The 24,375-nt window shown below is 65.4% G+C and carries 16 protein-coding genes and 1 tRNA gene; 10 read left to right on the top strand and 7 right to left on the bottom strand.

What is annotated here, in order from left to right:
• The first annotated feature begins 42 nt into the window (after nucleotides 1–42).
• Nucleotides 43–2,643, top strand: a complete 2,601-nt coding sequence (gene glgP / locus BH682_RS18760) for an alpha-glucan family phosphorylase (RefSeq protein ID WP_030537902.1) — start codon at nucleotides 43–45, stop codon at nucleotides 2,641–2,643.
• A gap of 68 nt (nucleotides 2,644–2,711) precedes the next feature.
• Here the strand turns inward: glgP and BH682_RS18755 are convergent, their stop codons facing one another.
• Genes BH682_RS18755 through BH682_RS18745 form a run of 3 tightly spaced genes read right to left on the bottom strand, consistent with a single transcriptional unit; the run spans nucleotide 2,712 to nucleotide 6,754 of the window.
• Nucleotides 2,712–4,760 carry an ATP-dependent DNA helicase gene (locus tag BH682_RS18755; RefSeq protein WP_075833704.1) on the bottom strand — a complete coding sequence of 683 codons (2,049 nt, stop codon included), beginning with the start codon at nucleotides 4,758–4,760 and terminating at the stop codon, nucleotides 2,712–2,714.
• 9 nt (nucleotides 4,761–4,769) lie between these two features.
• Complete coding sequence (locus BH682_RS18750) at nucleotides 4,770–5,417, bottom strand: nicotinamidase (protein ID WP_063316261.1); 648 nt, start codon at nucleotides 5,415–5,417, stop codon at nucleotides 4,770–4,772.
• The gene (locus tag BH682_RS18745; RefSeq protein WP_030537905.1) at nucleotides 5,414–6,754 is read right to left on the bottom strand and encodes a nicotinate phosphoribosyltransferase; all 1,341 of its coding nucleotides are present in this window, start codon (nucleotides 6,752–6,754) and stop codon (nucleotides 5,414–5,416) included. The genes BH682_RS18750 and BH682_RS18745 overlap by 4 nt, the downstream gene beginning before the upstream one ends.
• Before the next feature lie 121 nt (nucleotides 6,755–6,875).
• On the opposite strand from BH682_RS18745, the gene clpS reads away from it, so the two are divergent.
• The 7 genes from clpS to rdgB all read left to right on the top strand — a co-directional run bounded on the left by clpS (nucleotide 6,876) and on the right by rdgB (nucleotide 11,956).
• Nucleotides 6,876–7,187 carry an ATP-dependent Clp protease adapter ClpS gene (gene clpS, locus BH682_RS18740; RefSeq protein WP_029255695.1) on the top strand — a complete coding sequence of 104 codons (312 nt, stop codon included), beginning with the start codon at nucleotides 6,876–6,878 and terminating at the stop codon, nucleotides 7,185–7,187.
• A 56-nt stretch (nucleotides 7,188–7,243) separates the two neighbouring features.
• Nucleotides 7,244–7,834 (top strand): oxidative stress transcriptional regulator AosR, encoded by a 591-nt coding sequence (gene aosR / locus BH682_RS18735; RefSeq protein ID WP_042925785.1) that lies wholly within the window; start codon nucleotides 7,244–7,246, stop codon nucleotides 7,832–7,834.
• Nucleotides 7,831–8,898: a P1 family peptidase gene (locus BH682_RS18730; RefSeq protein WP_075833702.1), complete on the top strand. Its 1,068-nt coding sequence runs from the start codon at nucleotides 7,831–7,833 to the stop codon at nucleotides 8,896–8,898. Before aosR ends, BH682_RS18730 begins: the two co-directional genes overlap by 4 nt.
• A 92-nt stretch (nucleotides 8,899–8,990) precedes the next feature.
• Nucleotides 8,991–9,650 carry a rhomboid family intramembrane serine protease gene (locus BH682_RS18725; RefSeq protein WP_007733273.1) on the top strand — a complete coding sequence of 220 codons (660 nt, stop codon included), beginning with the start codon at nucleotides 8,991–8,993 and terminating at the stop codon, nucleotides 9,648–9,650.
• A 97-nt stretch (nucleotides 9,651–9,747) separates the two neighbouring features.
• On the top strand, nucleotides 9,748–10,506 hold the full coding sequence (locus tag BH682_RS18720; protein ID WP_007733274.1) for a cyclic nucleotide-degrading phosphodiesterase: 759 nt from the start codon (nucleotides 9,748–9,750) through the stop codon (nucleotides 10,504–10,506).
• A gap of 52 nt (nucleotides 10,507–10,558) precedes the next feature.
• On the top strand, nucleotides 10,559–11,344 hold the full coding sequence (gene rph, locus BH682_RS18715; protein WP_003945332.1) for a ribonuclease PH: 786 nt from the start codon (nucleotides 10,559–10,561) through the stop codon (nucleotides 11,342–11,344).
• 3 nt (nucleotides 11,345–11,347) lie between these two features.
• A complete protein-coding gene (rdgB, locus tag BH682_RS18710; protein ID WP_075833700.1) occupies nucleotides 11,348–11,956 on the top strand; it encodes an RdgB/HAM1 family non-canonical purine NTP pyrophosphatase in 609 nt (202 codons plus the stop codon).
• 62 nt (nucleotides 11,957–12,018) lie between these two features.
• Here rdgB and BH682_RS18705 read toward each other — a convergent pair whose 3' ends face one another.
• Nucleotides 12,019–12,399, bottom strand: a complete 381-nt coding sequence (locus BH682_RS18705) for a DUF3817 domain-containing protein (RefSeq protein ID WP_003945334.1) — start codon at nucleotides 12,397–12,399, stop codon at nucleotides 12,019–12,021.
• Entirely contained in the window at nucleotides 12,396–12,803 is a 408-nt protein-coding gene (locus BH682_RS18700) for a hypothetical protein (protein WP_020970031.1), read from the bottom strand. Before BH682_RS18700 ends, BH682_RS18705 begins: the two co-directional genes overlap by 4 nt.
• A gap of 186 nt (nucleotides 12,804–12,989) precedes the next feature.
• Between BH682_RS18700 and BH682_RS18695 the strand changes: the two genes are divergently transcribed.
• Nucleotides 12,990–13,709 carry an aspartate/glutamate racemase family protein gene (locus BH682_RS18695; protein ID WP_075833698.1) on the top strand — a complete coding sequence of 240 codons (720 nt, stop codon included), beginning with the start codon at nucleotides 12,990–12,992 and terminating at the stop codon, nucleotides 13,707–13,709.
• Nucleotides 13,710–13,768: 59 nt separating this feature from the next.
• Here the strand turns inward: BH682_RS18695 and BH682_RS18690 are convergent.
• Together BH682_RS18690 and BH682_RS18685 are read right to left on the bottom strand one after the other, a co-directional pair.
• Nucleotides 13,769–13,850, bottom strand: a tRNA-Leu gene (locus tag BH682_RS18690).
• A gap of 73 nt (nucleotides 13,851–13,923) precedes the next feature.
• Complete coding sequence (locus BH682_RS18685) at nucleotides 13,924–14,640, bottom strand: hypothetical protein (RefSeq protein WP_075833696.1); 717 nt, start codon at nucleotides 14,638–14,640, stop codon at nucleotides 13,924–13,926.
• A gap of 419 nt (nucleotides 14,641–15,059) precedes the next feature.
• Here BH682_RS18685 and BH682_RS18680 point away from each other — a divergent pair, with 419 nt between their 5' ends.
• Entirely contained in the window at nucleotides 15,060–24,371 is a 9,312-nt protein-coding gene (locus tag BH682_RS18680; protein ID WP_075833694.1) for a type I polyketide synthase, read from the top strand.
• The last annotated feature ends 4 nt before the right edge of the window (nucleotides 24,372–24,375 follow it).

Here is a 24,375-nt window from a genome sequence, read left to right as displayed (position 1 = left end):
TCCACCGGACAGAGTGCGAGGAACTCGACTAGGGTTCGCGGGGTGAAAGCCTTGCGTCGGTTCACTGTCCGAGCCCACCTTCCGGAGCGCCTCGCCGCGCTCGGCCCCCTGTCCACCAACCTTCGGTGGTCGTGGCATCCCGAGACACAGGATCTGTTCTCGCGACTCGACCCCGAACTCTGGCAAGCAGTCCAGTTCGATCCGGTCCGCATGCTCGGGGAAGTCGACCCCACCCGTCTCGACGAACTCAGCAGTGACGAGGCATTTCTCGGTGACCTCGACACTGCAGCAGCCGATCTCGATGCTTATCTGAGCACCCCGCGCTGGTACCAATCCCAGCAGGCCAAGGGCACATCGTTAGCCGGCGGAATTGCGTACTTCTCCATGGAGTTCGGAGTCAGCGAAGTTCTGCCCAACTACTCCGGTGGATTGGGCATCCTGGCGGGCGATCACCTCAAGGCCGCGTCCGACCTCGGGCTGCCGCTCATCGGCGTCGGACTGCTCTACCGATCCGGCTACTTCCGCCAGTCGCTGACCGCCGACGGTTGGCAGGCCGAGCACTACCCGCCGCACGACCCTCAAGGGTTGCCTCTTCGTTTGCTGACGGACGCAGGCCCGGCTTCCGAAGACGGATCGCCGGTCGTCATTCACGTCGCCATGCCCGGTGGCCGGGTGCTGCGCGCGCGAGTGTGGATCGCTCAGGTCGGACGAGTGCCGTTGCTGCTGCTCGATTCCGACATCGCCGAGAACGACGCGGATCTGCGCGGCGTCACGGACCGTCTCTACGGCGGGGACCAGGATCACCGCATCAAGCAGGAGATCCTCGCGGGTATCGGCGGCGTCCGCGCGGTGCGCGCCTACACCGCGGCGTACGGATTGCCCGATCCCGAGGTGTTCCACATGAACGAGGGGCATGCCGGATTCCTCGGCATCGAACGGATTCGGGAACTTGTCACCACCAGCGGTCTGGACTTCGATTCGGCTCTGGCCGCGGTCCGTGCCGGAACGGTCTTCACGACGCACACTCCGGTTCCCGCCGGAATCGACCGCTTCCCGGCGGATCTGGTCCGTCACTACTTCGGCGGAGCGAACGGCGAGAACGAATCGAGTCTGCTTCCCGGCCTGACCGTCGACCGCATCGTCGGGATGGGGCGTGAAGCCGATCCGTCGATCTTCAACATGGCGCACATGGGTCTTCGCCTGGGCCAGCGAGCCAACGGCGTCTCGAAGTTGCACGGCATCGTCAGCCGCGACATGTTCAACGGTCTCTGGCCGGGCTTCGACGCCGACGAGGTGCCGATCGGTTCGGTCACCAACGGTGTTCACGCGCCGACGTGGGCGGCGCCGGAGTGGATGGACGTGGCCAGGCGGATCGTCGGTCAGGAGCAACTCGAAGAAGCACGCGGGTGGGAGCGCCTGCACGAGTTGTCGGCAACCGAACTGTGGGAAACACGTAATGCGTTGCGCGGCAAGTTGGTCGACGAAGTTCGTCGTCGCGTCCGAGCGTCCTGGCTCGAACGCGGCGCGACCGAGGCCGAACTCGGCTGGACCACTGGAGTATTCGATCCTAACGTCTTGACAGTCGGATTCGCGAGGCGCGTTCCGACGTACAAGCGGTTGACGCTGATGCTGCGTGATCCCGAGCGTCTGCGTGCGATGTTGCTCGACGAGAAACGTCCGGTGCAGTTGGTGGTGGCCGGCAAGTCGCACCCCGCCGACGACGGCGGTAAGGCACTCATCCAGCAGGTCGTGCGGTTCGCCGACGAAGCGGATGTGCGTCACCGCATCGTCTTCCTGCCTGATTACGACATGTCGATGGCCCGCTACCTGTACTGGGGCTGCGACGTGTGGCTCAACAACCCGCTTCGCCCACTCGAGGCGTGCGGTACTTCCGGCATGAAATCCGCGCTCAACGGCGGCCTCAACCTCTCCATTCGCGACGGATGGTGGGACGAGATGTACGACGGCGAGAACGGGTGGGCCATTCCGACGGCCGACGGTGTTCTCGACGACGTGCGGCGTGACGATCTGGAAGCCAGCGCCCTCTACGAACTTCTCGAGCACGCGGTACTGCCGACGTTCTACGACCGTGATGCAGCCGATCTGCCGACGCGCTGGGTCGAGAGGGTTCGCCACACCCTCGAGAATCTGGGCCCGAAGGTGTTGGCATCACGCATGGTTCGTGACTACGCCGTCGACTACTACGCCCCTTCGGCGGAATCAGCTCGAGCGGTAGTGGCGGACGATTTTGCCGGCGCGCGTGAGGTGGCCGAGTTCCGTCGCCGTATCGAGTCGCAGTGGCCGTCGGTCGCCGTCGAGCAGGTTGACGGTTCCGGCCTGCCGGACACCCCGGAGATCGGTGCGACCATCTCTTTGAAAGCCAAGGTCCGCCTCGGCGGCTTGTCGGTCTCGGATGTGGAGGTTCAGGCAGTCCTGGGACGCGTCAGCCCAGGCGAGGAACTCACCGACGTGGTGACGTTCCCGATGACACATTTCGGAACCGAGGACGGTGCCGAGATCTTCGAAGCCGAGGTTGCGCTTCCGGTCTCCGGCTCCGTGGGTTACACCGTGCGGGTGTTGCCGCATCACCGGTTGTTGGTCGATGCCTCCGAACTCGGGTTGGTGACCACTCCGAGCGTCTGACGTAATACATTCTGCCCCGGTCCGTTCGGTCGGTACCGGGGCAGAATTGTGCCCGCGTGAGAACTGGGTCAGGGACGTGAGTCGCGGATGCGGGTGAGTGCCTTGCGGACGACTTCGGGGTTGGTCGTCTCCCAGAACGGAGGCAGTGATGCGCGAAGGTAACCCGCGTATCTCGCCGTGGCCAGACGCGGATCGAGCACGGCCACCACGCCCTTGTCGTCGGTGCTTCGAAGCAGGCGACCCACGCCCTGTGCCAGGAGCAGCGCCGCGTGATTGGCCGAGACGCTGAGAAAGCCGTTACCGCCATGGGATTCGATGGCTTGTTGGCGAGCCATCAACAGTGGGTCGTCCGGGCGTGGGAACGGAATCCGGTCCAAGATGACGAGGCTCAGCGATGGGCCAGGGACATCGACGCCCTGCCACAGGGACAACGTGCCGAACAGTGACGTGGGTTCGTCCTTGGCGAAGGCCTTGACGAGGGTGCCGGTGGCGTCGTCGCCCTGGCACAGGATGGGGGTGTCGAGGCGTTCGCGCATCGCCTCCGACGCGGCTTTGGCGGCGCGCATCGAGGAGAACAAGCCGAGGGTGCGTCCGCCGGCGGCCTCGACGAGTTCGGCGATCTCGTCGAGATAGACAGGGGAGAGGCCGTCGCGGCCGGGCGTGGGCAGGTGGCGGGCAATGTAGATGATGCCGGCCTTGGCATGGTCGAAGGGCGACCCGACGTCGAGTGAGTTCCAGCGGAAAGCCGAAGCGTCAGAAGGTGCTTCGGTGCCGATGGCGGTAGCCGAGTCGGGGCGCGCGGACGATTCCGCAGGAAGACCCCAGTTGACGGCGAGACCGTCGAACGATCCGCCGACGGTCAGTGTCGCGGAAGTGAGAACGACGGTGGATTCGGCGAACAGTCGCGAGCGCAGCAATCCGCCGACCGAGAGCGGAGCCATCCGGACGGAGCGCCGCACCGATCCGCGGAACTCGTCCGAGGACAGCCAGACGACGTCCTTGCGCTTGGCCGGGTCGGGTTCGTCGAAAGCGGTGAGAATACGCACTGCACTGTCGTGGACGTCGTCGACGGACGAGAGTGCGGCGTTGCGGGCCGCAGCGGCTTCGGGATCTGCAGCAGCCATACCCGGTTTGGCCGGACCGATAGCGGTGCGCAGCGACCAGGCCGCGTCGCGGATCGCAGCCAGTGCGGGTGCCGCCCCGTCCGGGAGGCCTTCCCAGCGACCTGGGCGCAATTCCTCGAGGAGTCCAGCCCACCCCTCGCCGGCAGCTTCGAGGCGATCGGCATCCTGTTCTTCGGCGATCTTGCCGCAACGCCGGGCCGCGGCACTGATCGAGGCGGGAGTGAGATCGGCCGTGGCGACGCCGGTGACGCGGTCGACCAACTCGTGGGCCTCGTCGATCACCACGACGTCGTGGTCAGGCAGGATCTGGATGCCGGTGATGGCGTCGATCGCGAGCAGTGCGTGGTTGGTGACCACTACGTCGGCCTTCGACGCCTCGACTCGGGCGCGCTCGGCGAAGCAGTCCTCACCGACCGGGCACTGGTTCTTACCGATGCATTCGCGGGAGGTGACACTGACCTGCCGCCACGCCTGATCGGATACGCCCGGCACCAATTCGTCCCGATCACCGGTTTCGGTGTCTGAGGACCATTCGGTGAGGCGGACGACCTCCCGGCCGAGACGCGAGACCGTGAACGGATCGAACAACTCGTCCTCGGGTGGCTGCTCGGACGCGCCGGTATGGATCTTGTTCATGCACAGGTAGTTGTTGCGGCCCTTGAGGATTGCGAACTCTGCGCGTCGGCCGAGTGGCTTCTTCAGGGCATCGGCGAGCCGAGGCAGATCTCGGTCGACGAGCTGACGCTGCAGCGCGATGGTGGCGGTGGACACGACCACGGTGCGTCCCGATTCGACCGCGTGGCGCAGGCTCGGAACGAGGTAGGCGAGCGACTTACCGGTACCGGTGCCGGCCTGGACGGCCAGATGCTCGCCGGTGTCGATCGAGTGCGCCACGGCGGACGCCATCGTCAGCTGACTGGTTCGTTCGGCACCGCCGAGCGACCGCACCGCTGTCTGGAGCAGTTCGGGAACGTTCGGGAGTTGATCGGCCACCCACGAAGGTTAATGGATCCCTACGTCAGAAACGTCCACGGATGATTCCCGGGGTAGTTCACCGGCATTCGAGTCTTCTTCCGGCGACGCCTCGTCTCGCCCGATCAGCTGCACTCCCGCCTCCCGCATCTGCACCAATGCCGACTCGATCGTGGCGGTCGACACACCAGCGGTGAAGGGGAGAAGGACAGTCGTGGCGAACCCCGCGCGCGCGGCATCGACGGCCGTGGCCTTGACACAGTGATCCGTGGCAATTCCGATCACGTCGACGTCGGTGATCTCGTGGGCGCGGAGCCAGTCCTCGAGCGTCGTTCCGTCCTCGGCTGCTCCTTCGAAACCGGAGTAGGCCGCGCTGTAGGCGCCCTTGGAGAAGATCGCCGACCCGGCGACGGAAGCGTCGAACGCCGGATGGAACTCGGCGCCGGCTGTCCCGACGACGCAGTGAACCGGCCAGCTGTCGATGAAGTCGGGATTCTCGGAGAAGTGCGCCCCAGGGTCGATGTGGAAATCGCGAGTCGCGACTACGGCGTCGTACTCGTGGGAGTTGACGAAATCGTTGACGGCTCCCGCAACCGCAGCGCCGCCGTCGACCGCGAGAGCGCCACCTTCACAGAAATCGTTCTGAACGTCGACAATTATCAGTGCTTTTGCGCTCACTGGTGCTCACCTCCGGTGAATCGAACGGGCACAGCCGAGTCTCCGCGCGAGAGTTTGAGGCCTTCCCACGGCAGGCTCACGAGCCCTGCCTTCAGAACTGCTCTGCTCTCTTCGAGCGTCGGCGCGCTGTCGACGACCTTGCCTTCGCGAACCAGCGGGATCAGCAGTTCGGTCGCGCCGTCCGCCTCGGAGACAGGTGACGGTGATCCGGCGGGGTAGATGACTTCTTCGACGATCGTTCCGGTCGGACGTACTACGCGCAGTGCCTTCTTTGCGCCGCCGCGAGATGCCTTGTTGGTGCTTCTCTTCTCGACCGCGATTCCGTCGACCTCGACAAGTTTGTAGACCATGCCGGCGGTGGGGGCGCCTGATCCGGTGACCAGGGAAGTGCCGACGCCGTACGAGTCGACGGGTTCGGCGCGCAGAGCCGCGATCGCGTACTCGTCCAGGTCGCCGGAGACGACGATGCGTGTTTTGGTAGCACCGAGATCGTCGAGTTGTTGGCGTACCTGACGAGCAAGAACGCCGAGATCGCCGGAGTCGATGCGAACCCCGCCCAGCTCGGGACCGGCAACGGCGACAGCCGTTTTCACACCCTCGGTGATGTCGTAGGTATCGACGAGCAACGTGGTGGATACGCCGAGTGCCGCGACCTGACCGCGGAATGCCGCTGCCTCGTCCGGACCGTCTTCGGTGGTGTGCAGGAGAGTGAAGGCGTGCGCGCTGGTACCTGCACTGGGTACGTCGTGACGCCGCGCGGCTTCGAGGTTGGAGGTGGCGTCGAAGCCGGCGAGATACGCGGCACGTGAAGCGGCGACGGCGGCCTGTTCGTGTGTACGACGCGAGCCCATCTCGATCATCCGTCGACCGCCCGCTGCGCTCACCATGCGGGCTGCGGCCGAAGCGATCGCGCTGTCGTGGTTGAGGATCGAGAGAATCAAGGTTTCGAGGATGACGCACTCGGCGAACGTTCCGCGGACCGAGAGGATCGGTGATCCGGGGAAGTAGAAATCTCCCTCGCGGTAGCCGTCGATGTCACCGGAGAATCGATAGTTGCGCAGCCACTCGACGGTCGTGTCGTCGAGAAATTTTGCAACGATCGCCAGTTCCGGTTCACCGAACCGGAACTGCTCGAGTGCGTCGAGAAGGCGCTCGGTACCGGCGACGACGCCGTAGCGACGACCGTCTGGCAGCCGCCGTGCAAATACCTCGAAACTGCAGTTGCGGAAGGCAGATCCGTCGGCGAGAGCCGCCGAGAGCATGGTCAGTTCGTACTGATCGGTGAGCAGTGCGGTGCTGGCACCGGCGTCGCGGATGTCGGAAATTTGCGTAGGCACGCACACAACTCTATGCGCGAGACGACGTGGGTGGGTGTTGTCGCCTCTCGTCGCGCCGTACCCTGGATACATGGTTTTCGGCGGCGCGACCGTGTCCGGCACTTACTCGGCGAACGTAACGATGAGAGGCGCTACGGCTTCTTCTCCTCAAGCCACGCCCGAGCAGTCGGAGGCTGTTGCGACCATCGAAGCCGCAGATCGGCCCTGGGTGACCATCGTCTGGGACGACCCGGTCAATCTCATGCATTACGTGACTTACGTGTTCCAGAAGTTGTTCGGCTACAGCAAAGCCAAGGCCACCGACCTGATGATGCAGGTCCATTCGGAGGGCAAGGCCGTGGTCTCGAGCGGTTCGCGCGACAAGATGGAGGCCGATGTTCGTCGCCTCCACGCTGCCGGTCTCTGGGCCACGATGCAACGCGACGACACCTGAGAAAAGCACTTTTTCGACCGATTTGTTCGCCTAACTCGTAGACGGGAGTCCGACGCGTGCGGACGTGGAGTAGGAAGAGTTCACTCGGCGGAGTGAAGTTCAAATCCGAGATGGACGGCCACGAGGCGGCGGTTCTGCGCTCGCTCGTGGAGTCGGTGACCGGGCTTCTCGACGAGCGCGCGTCTTCGGCGCCGCAAGACGAGCTCGCCGCGCTGACGGGTCTTCGTACCGGAAATTCGGAGCCGCCCGACAATCCGGTGTTGGCGCGTTTGCTTCCCGACTTCCAGCGCACCGATCCGGACAAGGTCGCTCCGGACAGTGACGATCTCGACGACGCCGGCGCCAATGTCAACGGCGCGCTGCGCAGTTTGCACGAACCCGAGATCATCGACGCCAAGCGTGAGTCCGCTCGCATGTTGTTGGCTTCGCTTCCGGAGGCCGGCGGCAAGGTCGTTCTCACGCAGGAACAGGCCGACGCCTGGCTGTCCTCGCTCAACGACGTCCGTCTCGCGCTCGGAACCAATCTCGGCATCGACGCCGACACACCGGAGAGCCTCGAACCCGACGACCCGCGAGCCCCGCATCTCGACGTCTATCACTGGTTGACGTGGATGCAGGACTCCCTCGTCCAGGCGCTCATGCCATGACCACAACGCGGACCGGGCCCACTGATTCACTGACAGATGTCGCCGGCCTCGCCGTCGGTCATCACCACAAGCTCGACGAGGGAGCCACTCTCGGAAGCGGCGCAGCCACCGGCTGCACGGTCGTGCTCGCGTCGGCCGGTGTGGTCGCCGGAGTCGACGTCCGGGGCGGCGGTCCGGGTACCCGCGAGACCGATCTGCTCGACCCGAGCCATTCGGTCCAGCAGGTCAATGCCGTGCTGTTGACCGGCGGTAGTGCCTACGGACTTGCCGCGGCCGACGGAGTGATGCGCTGGCTCGAGGAACACGATCACGGGATCGCGATGGGCGCTCCCGGCCAGGTGGTACCGATCGTGCCCGGCGCCGTGATCTTCGATCTGCCGGTGGGGGACTGGACCGTTCGTCCGACCGGCGATTTCGGATTCCTCGCTGCCGACACTGCTTCGCGCGAATTCGCCACCGGCACGGTCGGCGCGGGGGTAGGTGCCAGAGCCGGGGCGCTCAAGGGTGGGGTGGGAACGGCCAGCGTCGTGATCGTCGACGGCCCCGCCGAGGGGGCGACGGTCTCCGCCTTGATCGTGGCGAATCCGGTGGGTTCGGTCTTCGACCCCAGAACAGGCCTGCCGTGGGGCGTCGGCTCGGACGGCGCGGAGTCGTTCGGCCTCAGGCTCCCCGACGCGTCCGAACTCGCGGCGGCCAACGCCGTTGCAGCCAAGGGAACCGTCCTCAACACCACGATCGGTGTGGTCGCCACTGACGCCGCCTTGACGAAAGCCGGGTGCCGACGCGTCGCCGTCGCAGGTCATGACGGCCTGGCCCGAGCGATTCGGCCCGCACATTCGCCGCTCGACGGCGACACGATCTTTGCGCTCGCCACCGGTGATCACACTCCGAATTCGGAGATCACGGTTCCGGACGCTTTCCCGAACGATCTGCCGATACTCGACGCGGTGTGCGCGGCTTCGGCCCAGGTGGTCGAACGTGCGATCGTCACAGCGATTCTCGACGCCACGTCGGTAGCCGGAATCCCGAGCTACCGCGAACTCTTCCCGTCCGCATTTCTCTAGGCAGCACTCCTGGAATCGGCGGTAATCTCGAATTGAGCCTGGTCGCGAGTGACCGGATCAGAAGACCGGATCGACGGTGGAGGACGCACACGATGACGATGGATTTCAACAGTCCGGACTTCGGCACCCGGACGCCGGCACCGAAATCCGGTCCGCCCTCGGTGTGGAAGCAGTCGGCCGTGTTGGTGGGCGGCTTCGCGATCCTGCTCTACGTGATCGAGATCGTGGATGTCATCTCCGGTCAGAATGTCCAGAACGCCGGCGTCACCCCGCGCACGCTCGACGGCCTGTGGGGAATCCTGTTCGCCCCGGTGCTGCACGACGACTGGGGTCATCTGATCGCCAACACCATTCCGGTGCTGATCCTAGGATACCTCGTGCTGGTGTCGGGAATTGCGCGAGGACTCGCGGCGACCGGCATCATCTGGGTGATCGGCGGCGTCGGGACCTGGTTGTTCGCCGGCTCGAACTCGAATCACGTCGGTGCGTCCGTGCTGATCTTCGGCTGGGTCACCTACCTGTTGGTGCGCGGGTTCTTCACGCGGAGCTTCACACAGATCCTGATCGGCGTTGCCGTCTTCGTCGTGTACGGCGGAGTGCTGTGGGGCGTTCTGCCGAGCGATCCACGGGTTTCCTGGCAAGGACATCTGTTCGGAGCGATCGGCGGCGTGGTGGCCGCCTGGGCGCTCACGTCGGGGGAGAGGGCCAAGCGCGCCGGGTCGGCGCCGGCCGTTCGACCACCGAGTTTCTGAACGGACGTGGGTCACACCCTCACTGCGGTGTGACTTCGACGCGCCAAAACCACCAAGAGCTTTTTCCCAGACGGGTAGACGTGGCAGCATGACCGGTATGCGCATGACCGTCCTGGGGTGTTCCGGCAGCGTCACGGGTCCGGATTCACCGGCTTCGGGATACCTGCTCACGGCACCGGGAACTCCGCCGCTCGTGATCGACTTCGGCCCGGGAGTTCTTGGGGCGTTGCAGCGATACGCCGATCCGGGCGAGGTGACGATCCTGCTTTCGCACCTTCATGCGGACCACTGTCTCGACATGCCCGGCCTGCTCGTCTGGCGTCGCTATCACCCCAACCCGCCGGTCGGCCGTGCTCTGGTTTACGGCCCCACCGACACCGCGTGCCGCATCGGAGTGTCCTCCGCCGAGTGCGCCGGCGAGATGGACGACATCTCCGACACCATCGACGTCCGGCTCTGGGCCGAGAACGAGCCGGTGACGTTCGGTGAACTGAGCGTCGTCGCCCGCCGGATGAATCATCCACCCGAGGCTTACGGTTTCCGGATCACCGGCGCCGACGGCCGTGTCCTCGTCTATACAGGCGACACCGGTATGTGCGACAACGTCGTCGAACTCGCGCGTGGTGCAGACGTGTTGCTCTCCGAAGCGTCGTGGACCGACAGTCCGGATCGCCCCGAGGGAGTTCACCTCTCCGGTAAGGAAGCCGGCCGTGTGGCTGCGCTCGCCGGCGTCAAGGAACTTCTCCTCACGCACATCCCGCCGTGGACATCGCGTGAAGACGTGATCGCCGAAGCGAAATCCGAATTCTCCGGACCGGTCCATGCCGTCTCCGCCGGAAGTGTCTACGACATCTGATTCCCCTCACATTCGGTGCAGCGCTCACCGGGCGACCGCTAGGCTCACGAAGGTGACTACACGAGAAGACGGTAGGGCGGACGACGAGCTCCGCACGGTCAAGATCACCCGCGGGTTCACCAGTCACCCGGCCGGATCCGTTCTGGTCGAGTTCGGGAACACTCGCGTCATGTGCACGGCCAGCGTCGAAGAGGGTGTACCCCGCTGGCGCAAGGGCTCCGGCTTGGGTTGGCTGACAGCCGAATACGCGATGCTTCCCGCCGCCACGCACACACGCAGTGGCCGCGAATCGGTCAAGGGCAAGGTCGGCGGCCGCACGCAGGAGATCAGTCGACTCATCGGCCGATCACTTCGAGCGTGCATCGATCTCGCGGCAATCGGTGAGAACACCATCGCCCTCGACTGTGATGTCCTCCAAGCCGACGGTGGCACTCGCACCGCGGCAGTGACGGGGGCATACGTGGCCCTGGTCGACGCCGTGACGTACCTGCGCGCAGCCGACCTGCTCTCCGACCCACAGCCCATCTCGTGTGGCATAGCGGCCGTCAGCGTCGGCGTCGTGGACGGACGAGTGCGTCTCGACCTTCCGTACGAAGAGGATTCGCGTGCTGAGGTCGACATGAATGTCGTGGCCACCGATACCGGCACGCTGGTGGAAATTCAGGGAACCGGTGAGGGCGCCACCTTCCCACGCTCGACGCTGGACAAGCTGCTCGACTCCGCTCTGGCTGGTTGTGAGCAACTTTTCGAGATCCAGCGTCAAGCGTTGGCCGAGCCGTATCCCGGGGTGCTACCCGAACCGAAGAATCCGGAACCCAAGAAGAAGTTCGGTGCCTGAGCTGTGAGCGTACGAGTACTGGTTGCCAGCCGAAATGCCAAGAAACTGAAGGAACTTCACCGGGTGCTCGACGCCGCCGGAGTGAGCGGAATCGAACTGGTCGGGCTCGACGAGGTCCCGCCGTTCCCCGAAGCCCCCGAGACCGGAGCGACGTTCGAGGAGAATGCGCTCGCCAAAGCGCGTGACGGAGCAGCTGCAACCGGAATGCCCTGCATCGCAGACGATTCCGGTGTCGAGATCGACGCACTCAACGGTATGCCGGGTGTGCTGTCCGCGCGGTGGTCGGGTACTCACGGAAACGACGGCGCCAACACGGCTCTGGCCCTGGCTCAGCTGGGAGACGTGCCGGACGAGCGTCGAGGCGCGGCGTTCGTCTCCGCCTGTGCACTGGTGATCCCCGGCGGCGACGAGACCGTCGTGCGCGGCGAATGGCGCGGGGTGATCGGCCGCGAACCAGCCGGCGACGGCGGCTTCGGATACGACCCCATCTTCCGTCCGGACGGCGACACCCGCTCGGCCGCAGAACTCACCCCGGCCGAGAAGGATGCGGCGTCACATCGAGGGCGCGCGCTCGTACAGCTCGTTCCGGCTCTGGCGGCACTGGCCGGCTGAACCGAATCCGAAAAGTAGAGCCCTGAACGCGTCTGCGTTCAGGGCTCTACTTTTCGGAACTCTCAGAGCTGGTAAGCCTGCTTCACCTGGGCGGTTCGCTTGTGCTCGAACACGAACGACAGGAACGGGATCGTGCCGGCGAGCGCGGTGGCAACCGTCGTACCGGGCTTCCACCTGGCCTTGATCGCCAAGTCGATCGTGAACACGAGATAGAGCATGTAGAACAGGCCGTGGATCTGGCCGATGTAGAACAACCACGAGGGTGCGTCCGCCGAATTGTCGAGAATCAGGTACTTGTAGACCATCTCACCGGTCAGGAACAGCAGCCAGAGGCCGGTGATCCAGGCGAGAACGCGGTATCGGACCAGCGCCGACGCAACCTTCTTCTGCTTTTCTGCGTTGACCGCGGGGGTAGCGATGCTCGCTTCCGAACCGGTACTCACGTCGTGCTCCTATCGGACTCGCGAGCGGCGAGCTGCGCAAGGTAGTCGTTGTATTCCAGCATTTGGCGGGCTTCAGGGTCGTCGACGTCGAGGTTCACATCGTCGAACTCGGCCCGCGGGCGTTGCGGCAAGAGGTCGGCGGGAATCTCACGCGGCTCCGCGGCGGCTTCCTCGGCTTCGGCCTCTTCGGGGTCCACGTCTTCGAGCTGAACGAACTTGCGATACGCGTACACGACAAACGCCGCGAACAGCGGCCACTGGAACGCGTACCCGAGATTCTGTCCCGAGCCTCCGACGGCTTCGAAGCGCTCCCACTGCCACCAGCCGAGCGCGAGGCAGCCGGCAGCTGACACGATGACCAGCAGAATCAGCGCAGGTCGGCGTTTAGTAGCGTTCTTGGACACACTAAGACGGTACCTGAGAGCTATAGTGCCTCGCCCTGCGATCTCCGACACGGTGTCGTAGAAGCCGTTCCACAGCACCTGTGCGCTATGCCCATCCTCACCCGCAACGCCAGGGCTCTGAACACATTCTCCCGGCTGTGCTGCATCGATAACCTCGGCGCGTATTCGAAAGCAGGGGAGTGTTTCATGCACATCAGAGTGATTCGCCCGGTCATCGACACCACACTGACTCCGGCGGTGACAGCCGAGGTGGAGCACTGGGCGGCGCCCGGCACGACGGTCGACGTCGTTTCGCTGCCTACCGGTACGGTGAGCATCGAGTCCGAGTACGACGAGGCACTTGCCGGCCCCGGGATCGTGCAGCGGGTCGAGGAAGCGGCAGTCGACGGCGTGGACGGTGTGTTCATCACATGTTTCGCCGATCCCGGACTGCATGCCGCCCGAGAGGTCATCGACGCACCGGTGGTCGGCGGCTTCGAGCCGTCATTTCTGACAGCGATGAGTCTGGGCGATCGCGTCGGTGTCGTGACCATCCTGCCGAACGTCGTGCCGATGCTCCGATCGCTCACTCGGCGGTATGGGCTGGACAATCGGCTGGGCAGTATTCGAGTCGTGGACATGCCGGTGCTGGGCCTCACCGATCGGGAGGAACTGATCGATCGACTGGCCGCTCAGGCGTCTGCGGCAGTGGAGAACGGTGACGCCGACTCCGTCGTTCTCGGTTGCACCGGGATGCTCGGTGTGACCAGTGCGGTCCGAGACAGGCTGCATGGCAAAGGGATTCACGTTCCGGTTGTGGATCCGACGGCCTCGGCGATCACCTGGTTGGAGAGCTCGGTCCGTCTGGGGCTGACACCGAGTCGGACGACGTACATGACTCCACCGGTCAAGGATCGAAAGCGCTGACCTTGCTCACGAGAACCGAAAAAGCCCCGCCGGATCAGATCCGGCGGGGCTCTTCGTTGTGCGCGAGGGGGGACTTGAACCCCCACGTCCTGAGACACTGGAACCTAAATCCAGCGCGTCTGCCAATTCCGCCACTCGCGCGCGGAATTCAAAGGATACGCGAGTGGAATCGCTCGCGGGCACACCACCCTGGTCGGGATGCGCCCGCCCGCTCTCAGGCCGTTTCGGCGAGTGGATCCGCTGCGGGCGGCATGGTGGATTTCTTCGACCGGCGAGGTTGCTCGGCCGTGCGTTGATATCGCCACGCAGCGTGGGTGAGCGTTTGAACATCGACATCGAGATGTTCGGCAACCGCAACGAGCAACTCGGCTGCGTCGGTGCTCGACAACAATTTCTCGCTACTGCTTGCTTCGGTGGCGAACCGTGCAAGTAGATCTATCGAAGTTACCGTCAACTTCCCGGACAGGAACACCAGCGTCTCGAAGGTCCTGGGGCCGAGCCCCGGAACGGAGACAACTGCCGAACGGAGGCTTTCGGTGTCCTCGACGTCGGCACTGGACCGGCAACCGGATTCGACGAGCGCCTTGGCCGCGCGAGCCGCACCCTCGGCTTTGGTGAAGTAGTTGCCCGGCACGCGCTGGCGATTGCCGAGAATCGTTGAGAGCTCGTCGCCACGGTCGGTGAAGGCGGCGAGAGCGGGCAAGCTGTCGAGGCGATCGTCGGCGGCTACCGAGCGGTGTGTGCGCCAACGGTCGACGACGGCGCGGACTCCGGTCTTCGGTGTTCCATAGGCGGCGCGCGACGAGAAGATCGCATCGAGAAGGGCGGCTTCGGACTCGCGCGGCCATCCCTGATTCCAATGCGGCCACGCCTCGCGCGGAAGCTCGGCGCCGATGAATTCGGCCGCTCTGACTACGTCTGTGTCTTTCATGATTTCTCCCCCCGAGAAGTTGTCCGGTGTGGACGCGCTGAACGTAGCGAGGGAGTCCGACAGATTGTGGCCCGGAACGCACGGGATCGACCGTCCGTCAAGGAGGTCACGAATTGGTAACAATAAATATGAGGGGTTCCTCAGGTTTCTGAAAATCCCGGTAACAGTCCCAGGCAGGGCGTTCGCGACCTACTCGCGAGTCACTTTCTCGAAGTCTCGTGAGGAAGATCACGGCCCCGAAAGTCCAGATTTCCAGGGTGCCGACAAACGTGAGGAAATCCTCATGATTCTGTGTAAACCTTGTCTTGCACGAACGCCCTGACTCCGTCGATTCTCTCGACGAATTCGCGAGCACTTCAGCCGGGCAGCACACCGCAAATCCCACCTCGCCGCAGAGGTGACCAGGAGAGGACGTACGCGTGACGATCGATGACACGACACCTACAGGAAACGGACGCGACTCGAAGGGTGGACGCCGTTTCGGCGTCGATGGGGGACAGTCCCGCACGACCAGCAAAGGTGCCCTCGTCGATTCGCTGAACAACGGCGTTTCCTACGCAATCGCTTTCGGTGGACAGGGCGCTCCCTGGCTCACCTCGCTCGAGGAGCTCAGCCGTGACAACGGCCTGGAGCCCGTTCTGACCGATCTGGTCAATGACGCAGCCGCACGCCTCGCGCCCGTCGCACAGGATCTCCTCGTGGTTCGCCCGGTCGGATTCGATCCGATCGCGTGGATGCTCGAAGCCGAGATCGTCGACGAAGAAGAAGGTGAGAAGTCGGCCGGGCCTTCCGCTGCCGCGCTCACCGCAGCTCCGGTGTCACTCCCCGGCGTCTTCCTCACGCAGCTTGCGGCGTTGCGTGCACTCTCCGCTCAGGGTCTGGATGTAGCCGGTAACCCGCCGGCTGCCGTCATCGGCCACTCGCAGGGCCTTCTGGCCACGGCTGCCGTAGCCGCGCAGGGCAAAGACGACGGTGAACTCCTCGCCGTCGCACAGCTCGTCGGTGCTGCTGCCAGCTTGGTCGGCCGTCGCCGCGGCGTCATCGCCGGCGCCTCCGCGAAGCCGATGGTTGCGGTCTCGGGCGTCGATCCCGAGCGTCTCGCCGCCATCGTCGCCGAGCTTGCCGAGGGTGTGGCGCCTGAGCGCGCGGCTGTCCTCGCCATCCGCAACGGCCGTCGCCGCGTCGTTCTCGCCGGGCCGCCTGCTCAGCTGGCACGCGTGCAAGAGCGTTGCGAGCAGATCGAAGCCGAGGAAGCCCGCGAGCGTGAGGGTAAGAAGCGTGGCGGTTCCGTCTTCGCGCCGTCCTTCGATCCGCTCGACACCGAAATCGGCTTCCATCACCCCGCATTGACCGAGGCCGTCGAACTCGTCGGCAGCTGGGCGACCCGTTGCGGTCTCGACGCGGACCGTGCGCGCGAACTTGCGCAGGGTGTCCTCGTCGATCCGGTCGACTGGGTCGAGGCTGTCGACGGCGCAATCTCCGCCGGCGCCAAGTGGATTCTCGATCTCGGACCCAGCGATCAGCTGACCCGTATGACGTCCTCTTCGCTGCGTGGACAGGGCATCGGCATCATTGCCGCAGCCACCCGCGGCGGACACCGCAATCTGCTCACCCCCGGTGCAGCACCTGAGGTCTCACGTTCGTGGTCCGAGTTCGCTCCGAAGCCCGTTGCGCTTCCCGGCGGCCGTATCGGCGTCGAGACCGCGTTCACGAAGCTGACCGGTCGTTCACCCATCCTGCTCGCAGGTATGACGCCGACGACGGTCGACGCCAAGATCGTTGCCGCGGCAGCCAATGCCGGTCACTGGGCCGAGCTTGCCGGTGGCGGGCAGGTCACCGAAGAAATCTTCGAAGACCGTGTCGCAGAGCTGAAGATGCTGCTCGAGCCGGGCCGCGCGGTCCAGTTCAACTCCCTGTTCCTCGACCCGTACCTGTGGAAGCTGCAGCTCGGTGGCAAGCGCCTCGTGCAGCGTGCCCGTACCGCCGGTGCTCCCATCGACGGCGTCATCGTCACCGCCGGTATCCCGGAACTCGAAGAGGCTGTTGCCCTCATCGACGAGTTGTCCGAGATCGGCATCACCAACATTGCATTCAAGCCCGGCACCGTGGCGCAGATCCGCTCCGTGATCCGCATCGCCAACGAGGTTCCGAATTTCCCGGTCATCGTCCACATCGAAGGCGGCCGCGCCGGCGGACACCACTCGTGGGAAGACCTCGACGACCTGCTCCTCGACACGTACGCCGAGCTGCGTACACGCCCGAACCTGGTCATCTGCGTCGGTGGCGGCATCGGAACACCCGAGCGCGCAGCCGATTACCTGACCGGTCGCTGGTCTGCCGCAGCCGGTTTCCCGGCCATGCCCGTCGACGGCATCCTGGTCGGCACCGCAGCCATGGCGACTCTCGAGGCCACCACCTCTCCCGAGGTCAAGCAGCTCCTCGTCGACACACCCGGTACGCCGGACTGGGTCGGTGCAGGTACCGCTGAAGGCGGAATGGCCTCCGGCCGTAGCCAGCTCGGTGCCGACATCCACGAGATCGACAACGCGGCTTCGCGTACCGGGCGCCTCCTCGACGAGGTTGCCGGCGATTCCGAGGCAGTGGCCGAGCGCCGCGACGAGATCATCGCCGCCCTCGACGTCACCGCCAAGCCGTACTTCGGCGACGTCGAGACCATGACGTACGCACAGTGGCTGCGCCGCTACCTCGAGCTGACCGTCGGCATCGACGCGGCGAAGGAATTCGACTGCGGCGCCGATCTTCAGGACGCCATCGTCGAGGCGACGTCGAGCCCGTGGCTCGACATCACCTGGCGTGCTCGCTTCGGCGAGATGCTCCAGCGCACCGAGGCGCGTCTGCACCCGGTCGACCGCGGCCCGATCCCCACGCTGTTCGCTGACGCCGAGACCCTCGAGCGCCCCGAGGCTGCGATCTGCGCACTGCAGGCGTCGTACCCGGACTACTCGACCACCGTTCTGCATCCCGCAGACGTCTCGTTCTTCATCTCGTTGTGCAAGACGCCGGGCAAGCCGGTCAACTTCGTTCCCGTCGTCGACGGTGACGTGCGTCGTTGGTGGCGCAGCGACTCCCTGTGGCAGGCACACGACCCCCGCTACACCGCCGATCAGGTTTGCGTCATCCCCGGCACCGTTGCCGTCGCCGGCATCACCCGTGTCGACGAGCCGGTCGGTGACCTGCTCGATCGCTTCGAGAAGGCGACCTACGACGAATTGGTTGCTGCCGGAACCACTCCGGTTGCACTCGCGAGCCGTCGCCACCAGGATTCCGCACCCGGACTTCTCGACGCCGTTCTCTCGGCTCCTGACCTCCAGTGGGCCGGCCGCCTGACCCAGAACCCCGTCCGTCGTCTCGGCGACCTCGACGAGTGGAGTGCAGAGTCTGCCGACAAGGCAGTTCACGGCACCACCGGTTCCAGTCTGACCGTCGTCGATTCCTCGCACGTGCTGCTTTCGGTTCCGTTGGTGGCAGGCAAGTCCGTCGACATCACGATCACGATCCCCGAGTCCGTCGTCGACGGCGGCGCTCCGGTTGTCACCGAAGCCGATGCCGAAGGTGCGATGTCCGCGCTCCTGGCAGTTGCTGCCGGACAGGAACTTCCGACAGTCAAGAACGGCAAGGCTCGCCTCAACGTCGCGTGGGTTCCCGATCGCATCGCCGATCACGCCGGTGTCACCGGTTCGGGTCTGCCCACCACGCTCAGTGTCAGCGGCAAGGCTGTTCCGGACGTCGTCGTCGGAGCATGCTGGCCTGCAGTGTTCGCAGTCCTCGGCGCAGCCAAGCTCGACAGTCTTTCCGTTATCGAAGGCATGCTCGACCTGGTCCACCTCGACCACACCGTCGACTTCGTCGGTGAACTTCCCTCCGAGACAAGCATTCTCGTGGTCAATGCCGAGGTCGCCTCGGTTCTCGACACCGACCTCGGTCGTGTCGTCGAGGTCAAGGTCGAGGTCGGTGCCATGCTCGGCGAGGGCCTCGACGCCCCCGCAGTCGTCACCATGACCGAGCGTTTCGCGATCCGCGGACGCACCGGTGCAGGCGAACTCGCCGACCCGGCTCGCGCCGGTGGATCGATCAGCGATGCGGCTGTCGACACCTCGCGTCGTCGTCGCCGTGACGCGAAGATCCTCGCTCCGGTCAGCATGGGCGCGTTCGCTCAGGTTTCCGGTGACCACAACCCGATTCACACCTCCGACAACGCCGCTCTGCTGGCCGGCCTCGGAACCCCGATCGTGCACGGCATGTGGCTCTCCGCCGCAGCGCAGCAGGTAGTCACCGCAGTCGACCCGGCCGAGACCCGCGTCCCGCCGCGCCGCCTGACCGCCTGGACCGCCCGCTTCCTCGGGATGGTTCGCCCCGGCGCCGAGATCGACGTCCGCGTCGACCGTGTCGGCATCGACCAGGGCGCAGAAATCGTCGAGGTCGGCTGCCGCATCGACGGCGAACTGGTCATGGTCGCCACCGGCCGCACTGCCGCACCGAAGACCGTCTACGCCTTCCCCGGCCAGGGCATTCAGCGCCCGGGCATGGGCCTCGACGCTCGCGCACGCTCCAAGGCCGCCCGCGACGTCTGGGAGCGCGCGGACAAGCACACTCGTAAGGCACTCGGATTCTCGATTCTCGCTGTCGTGCGCGACAACCCGGTGACCGTCAAGGCCCGTGGTGTGGAGCACAGGCATCCCGACGGTGTCCTGCACCTGACTCAGTTCACCCAGGTGGCCATGGCCGTTCTCGGTGTTGCCCAGGTTGCCGAGCTGCGCGAATCCCGAACCTTCATCGAGGATTCCCTTCTGGCCGGTCACTCGGTCGGTGAGTACAACGCACTCGCTGCTGTCGCCGAGGTTTTCCCGCTCGAAGCACTTCTCGAGGTCGTCTTCCAGCGTGGCTCCGCCATGCACCAGCTCGTTCCCCGTGACGAAGCCGGACGCTCCGACTACCGCATGGCCGCTATCCGCCCGTCGCAGATCGGTGTTTCCGACGACGACGTGCAGGGCTTCGTCGCCGGTGTCGCCGAGACCTCCGGTGAGTTCCTCGAAATCGTCAACCTGAACCTGCGCGGCAGCCAGTACGCCATTGCCGGTTCGGTAGCCGGTCTCGACGCACTCGAGGTCGAAATCGATCGTCGCCGAGCAGAATTCGGTGGCAAGCGGGCATACATCCAGGTTCCCGGCATCGACGTGCCGTTCCACTCCACCGTCCTTCGCGGTGGCGTGGCGGACTTCCGCGTGTGCCTGCAGGACTTGCTCCCGCACGACATCGACCCGGACATCCTGATCGGCCGCTACATCCCGAACCTGGTTCCGAAGCCGTTCTCGCTGCGTCGTGACTTCGTTCAGGAAATCGCCGACCTGGTGCCGTCCGAGCCGCTGCAGGAAGTCCTCGCAGACTTCGACAGCTACGCAACGCGCACTCACGAGTTGTCCCGCATCATCCTGATCGAGCTGCTGGCTTGGCAGTTCGCCAGCCCGGTCCGTTGGATCGAGACGCAGGACCTGCTCTTCGGTGACGAGTCCGAAGGTGGACTCGGGGTCGAACGCTTCGTCGAGATCGGTCTCGGCGCTGCCCCGACCGTTGCAAACCTCGCGTCGCAGACCCTCAAGCTGCCGGGCCGCTTCGGCTACCCGGTCGAGGTTCTCAACGTCGAGCGCGAAGCCGCGATCGTCTACGGCACCGACGTCGACCCCGCTGTCGATGACGACGACGAGATCGAAGCGCCTGCCGCGCAGGCTGCTCCGGCCGCCGCGGCCGCTGCTCCGGTTGCCGCTGCCGCGCCGGCTGCACCTTCGGGTGGACCGCGTCCGGACGACCTCACCTTCAAGGCGCCCGACGCCACGAAGGTCCTGATCAGCCTGTGGACCAAGCTCCGTCCCGATCAGGTCGGCCCCGCGGACACGATCGAGGCACTGTGCGACGGCGTTTCCTCGCGTCGCAACCAGCTTCTGGTCGACCTCGGCTCCGAGCTCTCCCTCGGTGCCATCGACGGGGCCGCAGACGCCGACATGGGCTCCCTGGGGGCAACCGTCGACAAGCTCGCCCGTACGTACAAGCCGTTCGGACCGGTGCTCTCCGATTCGATCAACGATCACCTGCGTAAGGTCTTCGGCCCCTCGGGCAAGCGTCCCGGCTACATCGCCGACCGCGTCAAGAAGGTCTGGGAACTGGGCGACGGCTGGGCACACCACGTCACCGCAGCAGTGGCTCTCGGTACCCGTGACGGCGCCAGCATCCGCGGCGGCGACCTCGGTGGCCTGAGCTCCGGCGCACTGGCCGACGCTGCAGCAGTGGACGCAGTCATCGACAGCGCAGTTGCCTCGGTCGGGTCTGCTCGCGGAGTCAGCGTCTCGTTGCCGGCTACCGGCGGCGGAAGCGGCGGAACCGTCGACGCAGCCGCTCTGGGTGAGTTCACCGAGAACATCACCGGTCGCAACGGCGTTCTGGCCTCGGCCGCACGCCTGGTACTCGAGCAGCTCGGACTGAACGAAGAAACGGCAGTCGCGACGGTCGAGGACACCGAACTGGTCGACCTGGTCTCGGCTGAACTCGGCTCCGACTGGCCGCGTCTGGTTGCTCCGGCATTCGACGCGCAGAAGGCCGTTCTGCTCGACGACCGCTGGGCAAGTGCGCGTGAGGATCTCGCTCGCATTTGGCTCGGTGACACCGCGTTGTCGGTCGAGAACTTCATCGGTGCCGGCTCCACCGTCGCCGCACAGGCGAAGTGGTGGGCCACCCGTGCAACCGACGAAGGCCGCACCGCACTCGCCGAGGTCTACACCCGCATCGCTGATGCGGCTGCTGCGGCAGAATCCGACGCACCCGAGTGGGCAGGCGAGGTCGCAGTAGTGACGGGCGCCAGCAAGGGTTCCATCGCGGCAGCGGTCACGGGCAAGCTTCTTGCCGGTGGCGCAACGGTATTCGTGACCACCTCGCGACTCGACGGTCAGCGTCTCGGCTTCTACCGCGACCTGTACCGCGAGAACGCTCGCGCCGGTGCCGCCCTCTGGGTGGTTCCCGCGAACATGGCGTCGTACACCGACGTCGACGCACTGATCGACTGGATCGGCAACGAGGCCACCGAGAACGCAGGCGGCGCAAAGAAGCTCATCAAGCCGGCCATGACGCCGACGATGCTCTTCCCGTTCGCAGCTCCGCGTGTCGGCGGCGAACTCTCCGACGCCGGCGCTCGCGCCGAAATGGAAATGCGCGTGCTGCTCTGGTCGGTGGAGCGCCTCATCGGCGGTCTGTCGAAGATCGGTTACGACAGCGACGTCGACACGCACCTGCACGTGGTGCTGCCCGGTTCGCCGAACCGCGGAACGTTCGGCGGCGACGGTGCTTACGGCGAGGCCAAGGCTTCGCTGATCGCCGTGGTCAACCGCTGGAAGGCCGAGCGCAACTGGGCCGAGCGGGTCACGTTGGCACACGCGGTCATCGGTTGGGTTCGCGGAACCGGACTCATGGGTCACAACGATCCGATCGTCGACGCGGTCGAAGCTGCGGGCGTCCGCACCTGGTCCACCCAGGAGATGGCGACCGAACTGCTGAAGACGGCAACCCGCGAGTCGCGGCGCGCTGCAGCAGAGGCCCCGCTCGAGGTCGACCTGACCGGCGGACTGTCCGAGGCCAACCTGGATCTGGGTGCTTTGGCCAAGGAAGCTGCCGAGGTTGCCGAGATCGCCGAAGCTGTCGACGAAGCAGTGGACGAGTCCAGCATCCTGGCGCTGCCCGCGCCGGCTCGCATCGACGACTCGGTCAAGGCTCCGAGCTGGCCCGAACTGGACGTCACCCCCGCGGACCTCGTGGTCATCGTGGGTGCCGGAGAGCTCGGACCCTACGGTTCCTCGCGTACCCGCTTCGAGATGGAGGTCGACGAGCAGCTCTCTGCCGCAGGCGTTCTCGAATTGGCGTGGAACACCGGACTCATCGTCTGGGAGAACGACCCCAAGCCGGGCTGGTACGACGTCGAATCCGGTGACCTGGTACCCGAGGCGGAAATCGCCGACAAGTACCACGACGCAGTCGTCGAGCGTTGCGGCATCCGTCGCTACGTCGACGAGGGCGCGATGATCGACAACACCGCTCCGCTGCTCACCTCCGTGTTCCTGGACAAGGATCTGAGCTTCGTGGTCGGCAGTGAGGCAGAGGCTCAGGCCTTCGTCGAATCCGATCCGGAGAACACGACGGCGACGGTTTCCGCCGAGTCCGGAGACTGGACGGTCACCCGCCGCGCAGGCACCGAGATCCGCGTCCCGCGCAAGATGAAGCTGACTCGCAGTGTCGGCGGCCAGATCCCGACCAACTTCGACGTCACCAAGTGGGGCATCCCCGCCGACATGGCAGATTCGGTCGACCGCGTCGGCCTCTGGAACATCGTCGCAACGGTGGACGCCTTCCTCACCGGCGGCTTCACTCCGAGCGAACTGCTCCGCTGGGTACACCCGAGCCTGGTCGCCAACACGCAGGGCACCGGCATGGGCGGCATGACCTCCATGAGGAGCCTGTACATCGACACGCTGCTCGGCGAGAACCGTCCGAACGACATCCTGCAGGAAGCGCTGCCGAACGTCATTGCAGCGCACGTCGTTCAGTCGTACGTCGGCGGTTACGGTGCGATGGTTCACCCCGTCGCCGCCTGCGCCACGGCAGCGGTATCCGTCGAAGAAGGCGTCGACAAGATCCGACTCGGCAAGGCGCAGTTGGTTGTTGCCGGCGGGTTCGACGATCTGAGCACGGAAGGCATCATCGGCTTCGGCGACATGTCGGCCACTGCCAAGACCGAGGACATGCATGCCAAGGGCATCGAGGATCGCCGCTTCTCGCGGGCCAACGATCGTCGCCGCGGCGGATTCGTCGAGTCGGCCGGCGGCGGAACGATTCTCCTCGCTCGCGGTGACCTGGCACTCGAGATGGGTCTTCCCGTCCTCGGTGTGGTCGCCTGGGCCGGATCGTTCGCCGACGGTGTCCACACCTCGATCCCGGCACCGGGACTCGGAGCACTGGGCGCCGGACGTGGGGGAGCGGATTCACAGCTTGCACTCTCGCTCAACGCTCTCGGCGTGAGCGCCGACGACATCGCCGTGATCTCCAAGCACGACACCTCCACTGCCGCCAACGATCCCAACGAGGCAGAGCTGCACGAGCGCCTCGCCGGGGCATTGGGACGCAGTGAAGGCGCGCCGATGTTCGTGGTCTCGCAGAAGAGCCTGACCGGTCACGCCAAGGGTGGTGCCGCAGCCTTCCAGCTGATCGGGCTCTGCCAGGTACTGAGCCAGGGCATCGTCCCGCCGAACCGCAGCCTCGACTGCGTCGACGACAAGATGGCCGAATTCGAGCACCTCGTGTGGGCACGTCAGCCGCTCAAGTTCGGTGAGCATCTTCCGCTGCGCGCGGGCCTGCTGACCAGCCTCGGCTTCGGTCACGTCTCCGGACTGATCGCAGTCGTGCACCCGCAGGCATTCGTCGAGTCGGTTCCGGCCGACAAGCGTGACGCCTATGTTGCTGCGGCCCAGCAGCGGACGATCGACGGTCAGCGTCGCCTCGCGAAGGCGATGTGCGGTGGCGACAGCCTCTACGAGCGCCCGGCGGATCGTCGCCTCGGTGCCGACGGAACGCCGGCCAAGGCGTCGCGTCAGCTAGAAGCGGACATGCTGCTGAGCGAGGACGCACGACTCGGCGCAGACCAGGTGTACCGCTCGAATCTGCCCGGCTGCAAGTAGTAGT

The sequence above is a fragment of the Rhodococcus sp. YL-1 genome, assembly GCF_001942025.1.
Lineage (GTDB): Bacteria > Actinomycetota > Actinomycetes > Mycobacteriales > Mycobacteriaceae > Rhodococcus_F > Rhodococcus_F qingshengii.
The sequence above is the reverse complement of the archived record's forward strand: the minus strand, read 5'-3'. Positions and strand labels throughout refer to the sequence as shown.

What these genes read in the sequence shown, in the direction of transcription:
- clpS (WP_029255695.1), top strand. Translation starts at nt 6,876, where the DNA reads ATGAGAGGCGCTACGGCTTCTTCTCCTCAAGCCACGCCCGAGCAGTCG.
- BH682_RS18730 (WP_075833702.1), top strand. Translation starts at nt 7,831, where the DNA reads ATGACCACAACGCGGACCGGGCCCACTGATTCACTGACAGATGTCGCC.
- BH682_RS18725 (WP_007733273.1), top strand. Translation starts at nt 8,991, where the DNA reads ATGACGATGGATTTCAACAGTCCGGACTTCGGCACCCGGACGCCGGCA.
- BH682_RS18720 (WP_007733274.1), top strand. Translation starts at nt 9,748, where the DNA reads ATGCGCATGACCGTCCTGGGGTGTTCCGGCAGCGTCACGGGTCCGGAT.
- BH682_RS18695 (WP_075833698.1), top strand. Translation starts at nt 12,990, where the DNA reads ATGCACATCAGAGTGATTCGCCCGGTCATCGACACCACACTGACTCCG.
- BH682_RS18685 (WP_075833696.1), bottom strand. Translation starts at nt 14,640, where the DNA reads ATGAAAGACACAGACGTAGTCAGAGCGGCCGAATTCATCGGCGCCGAG.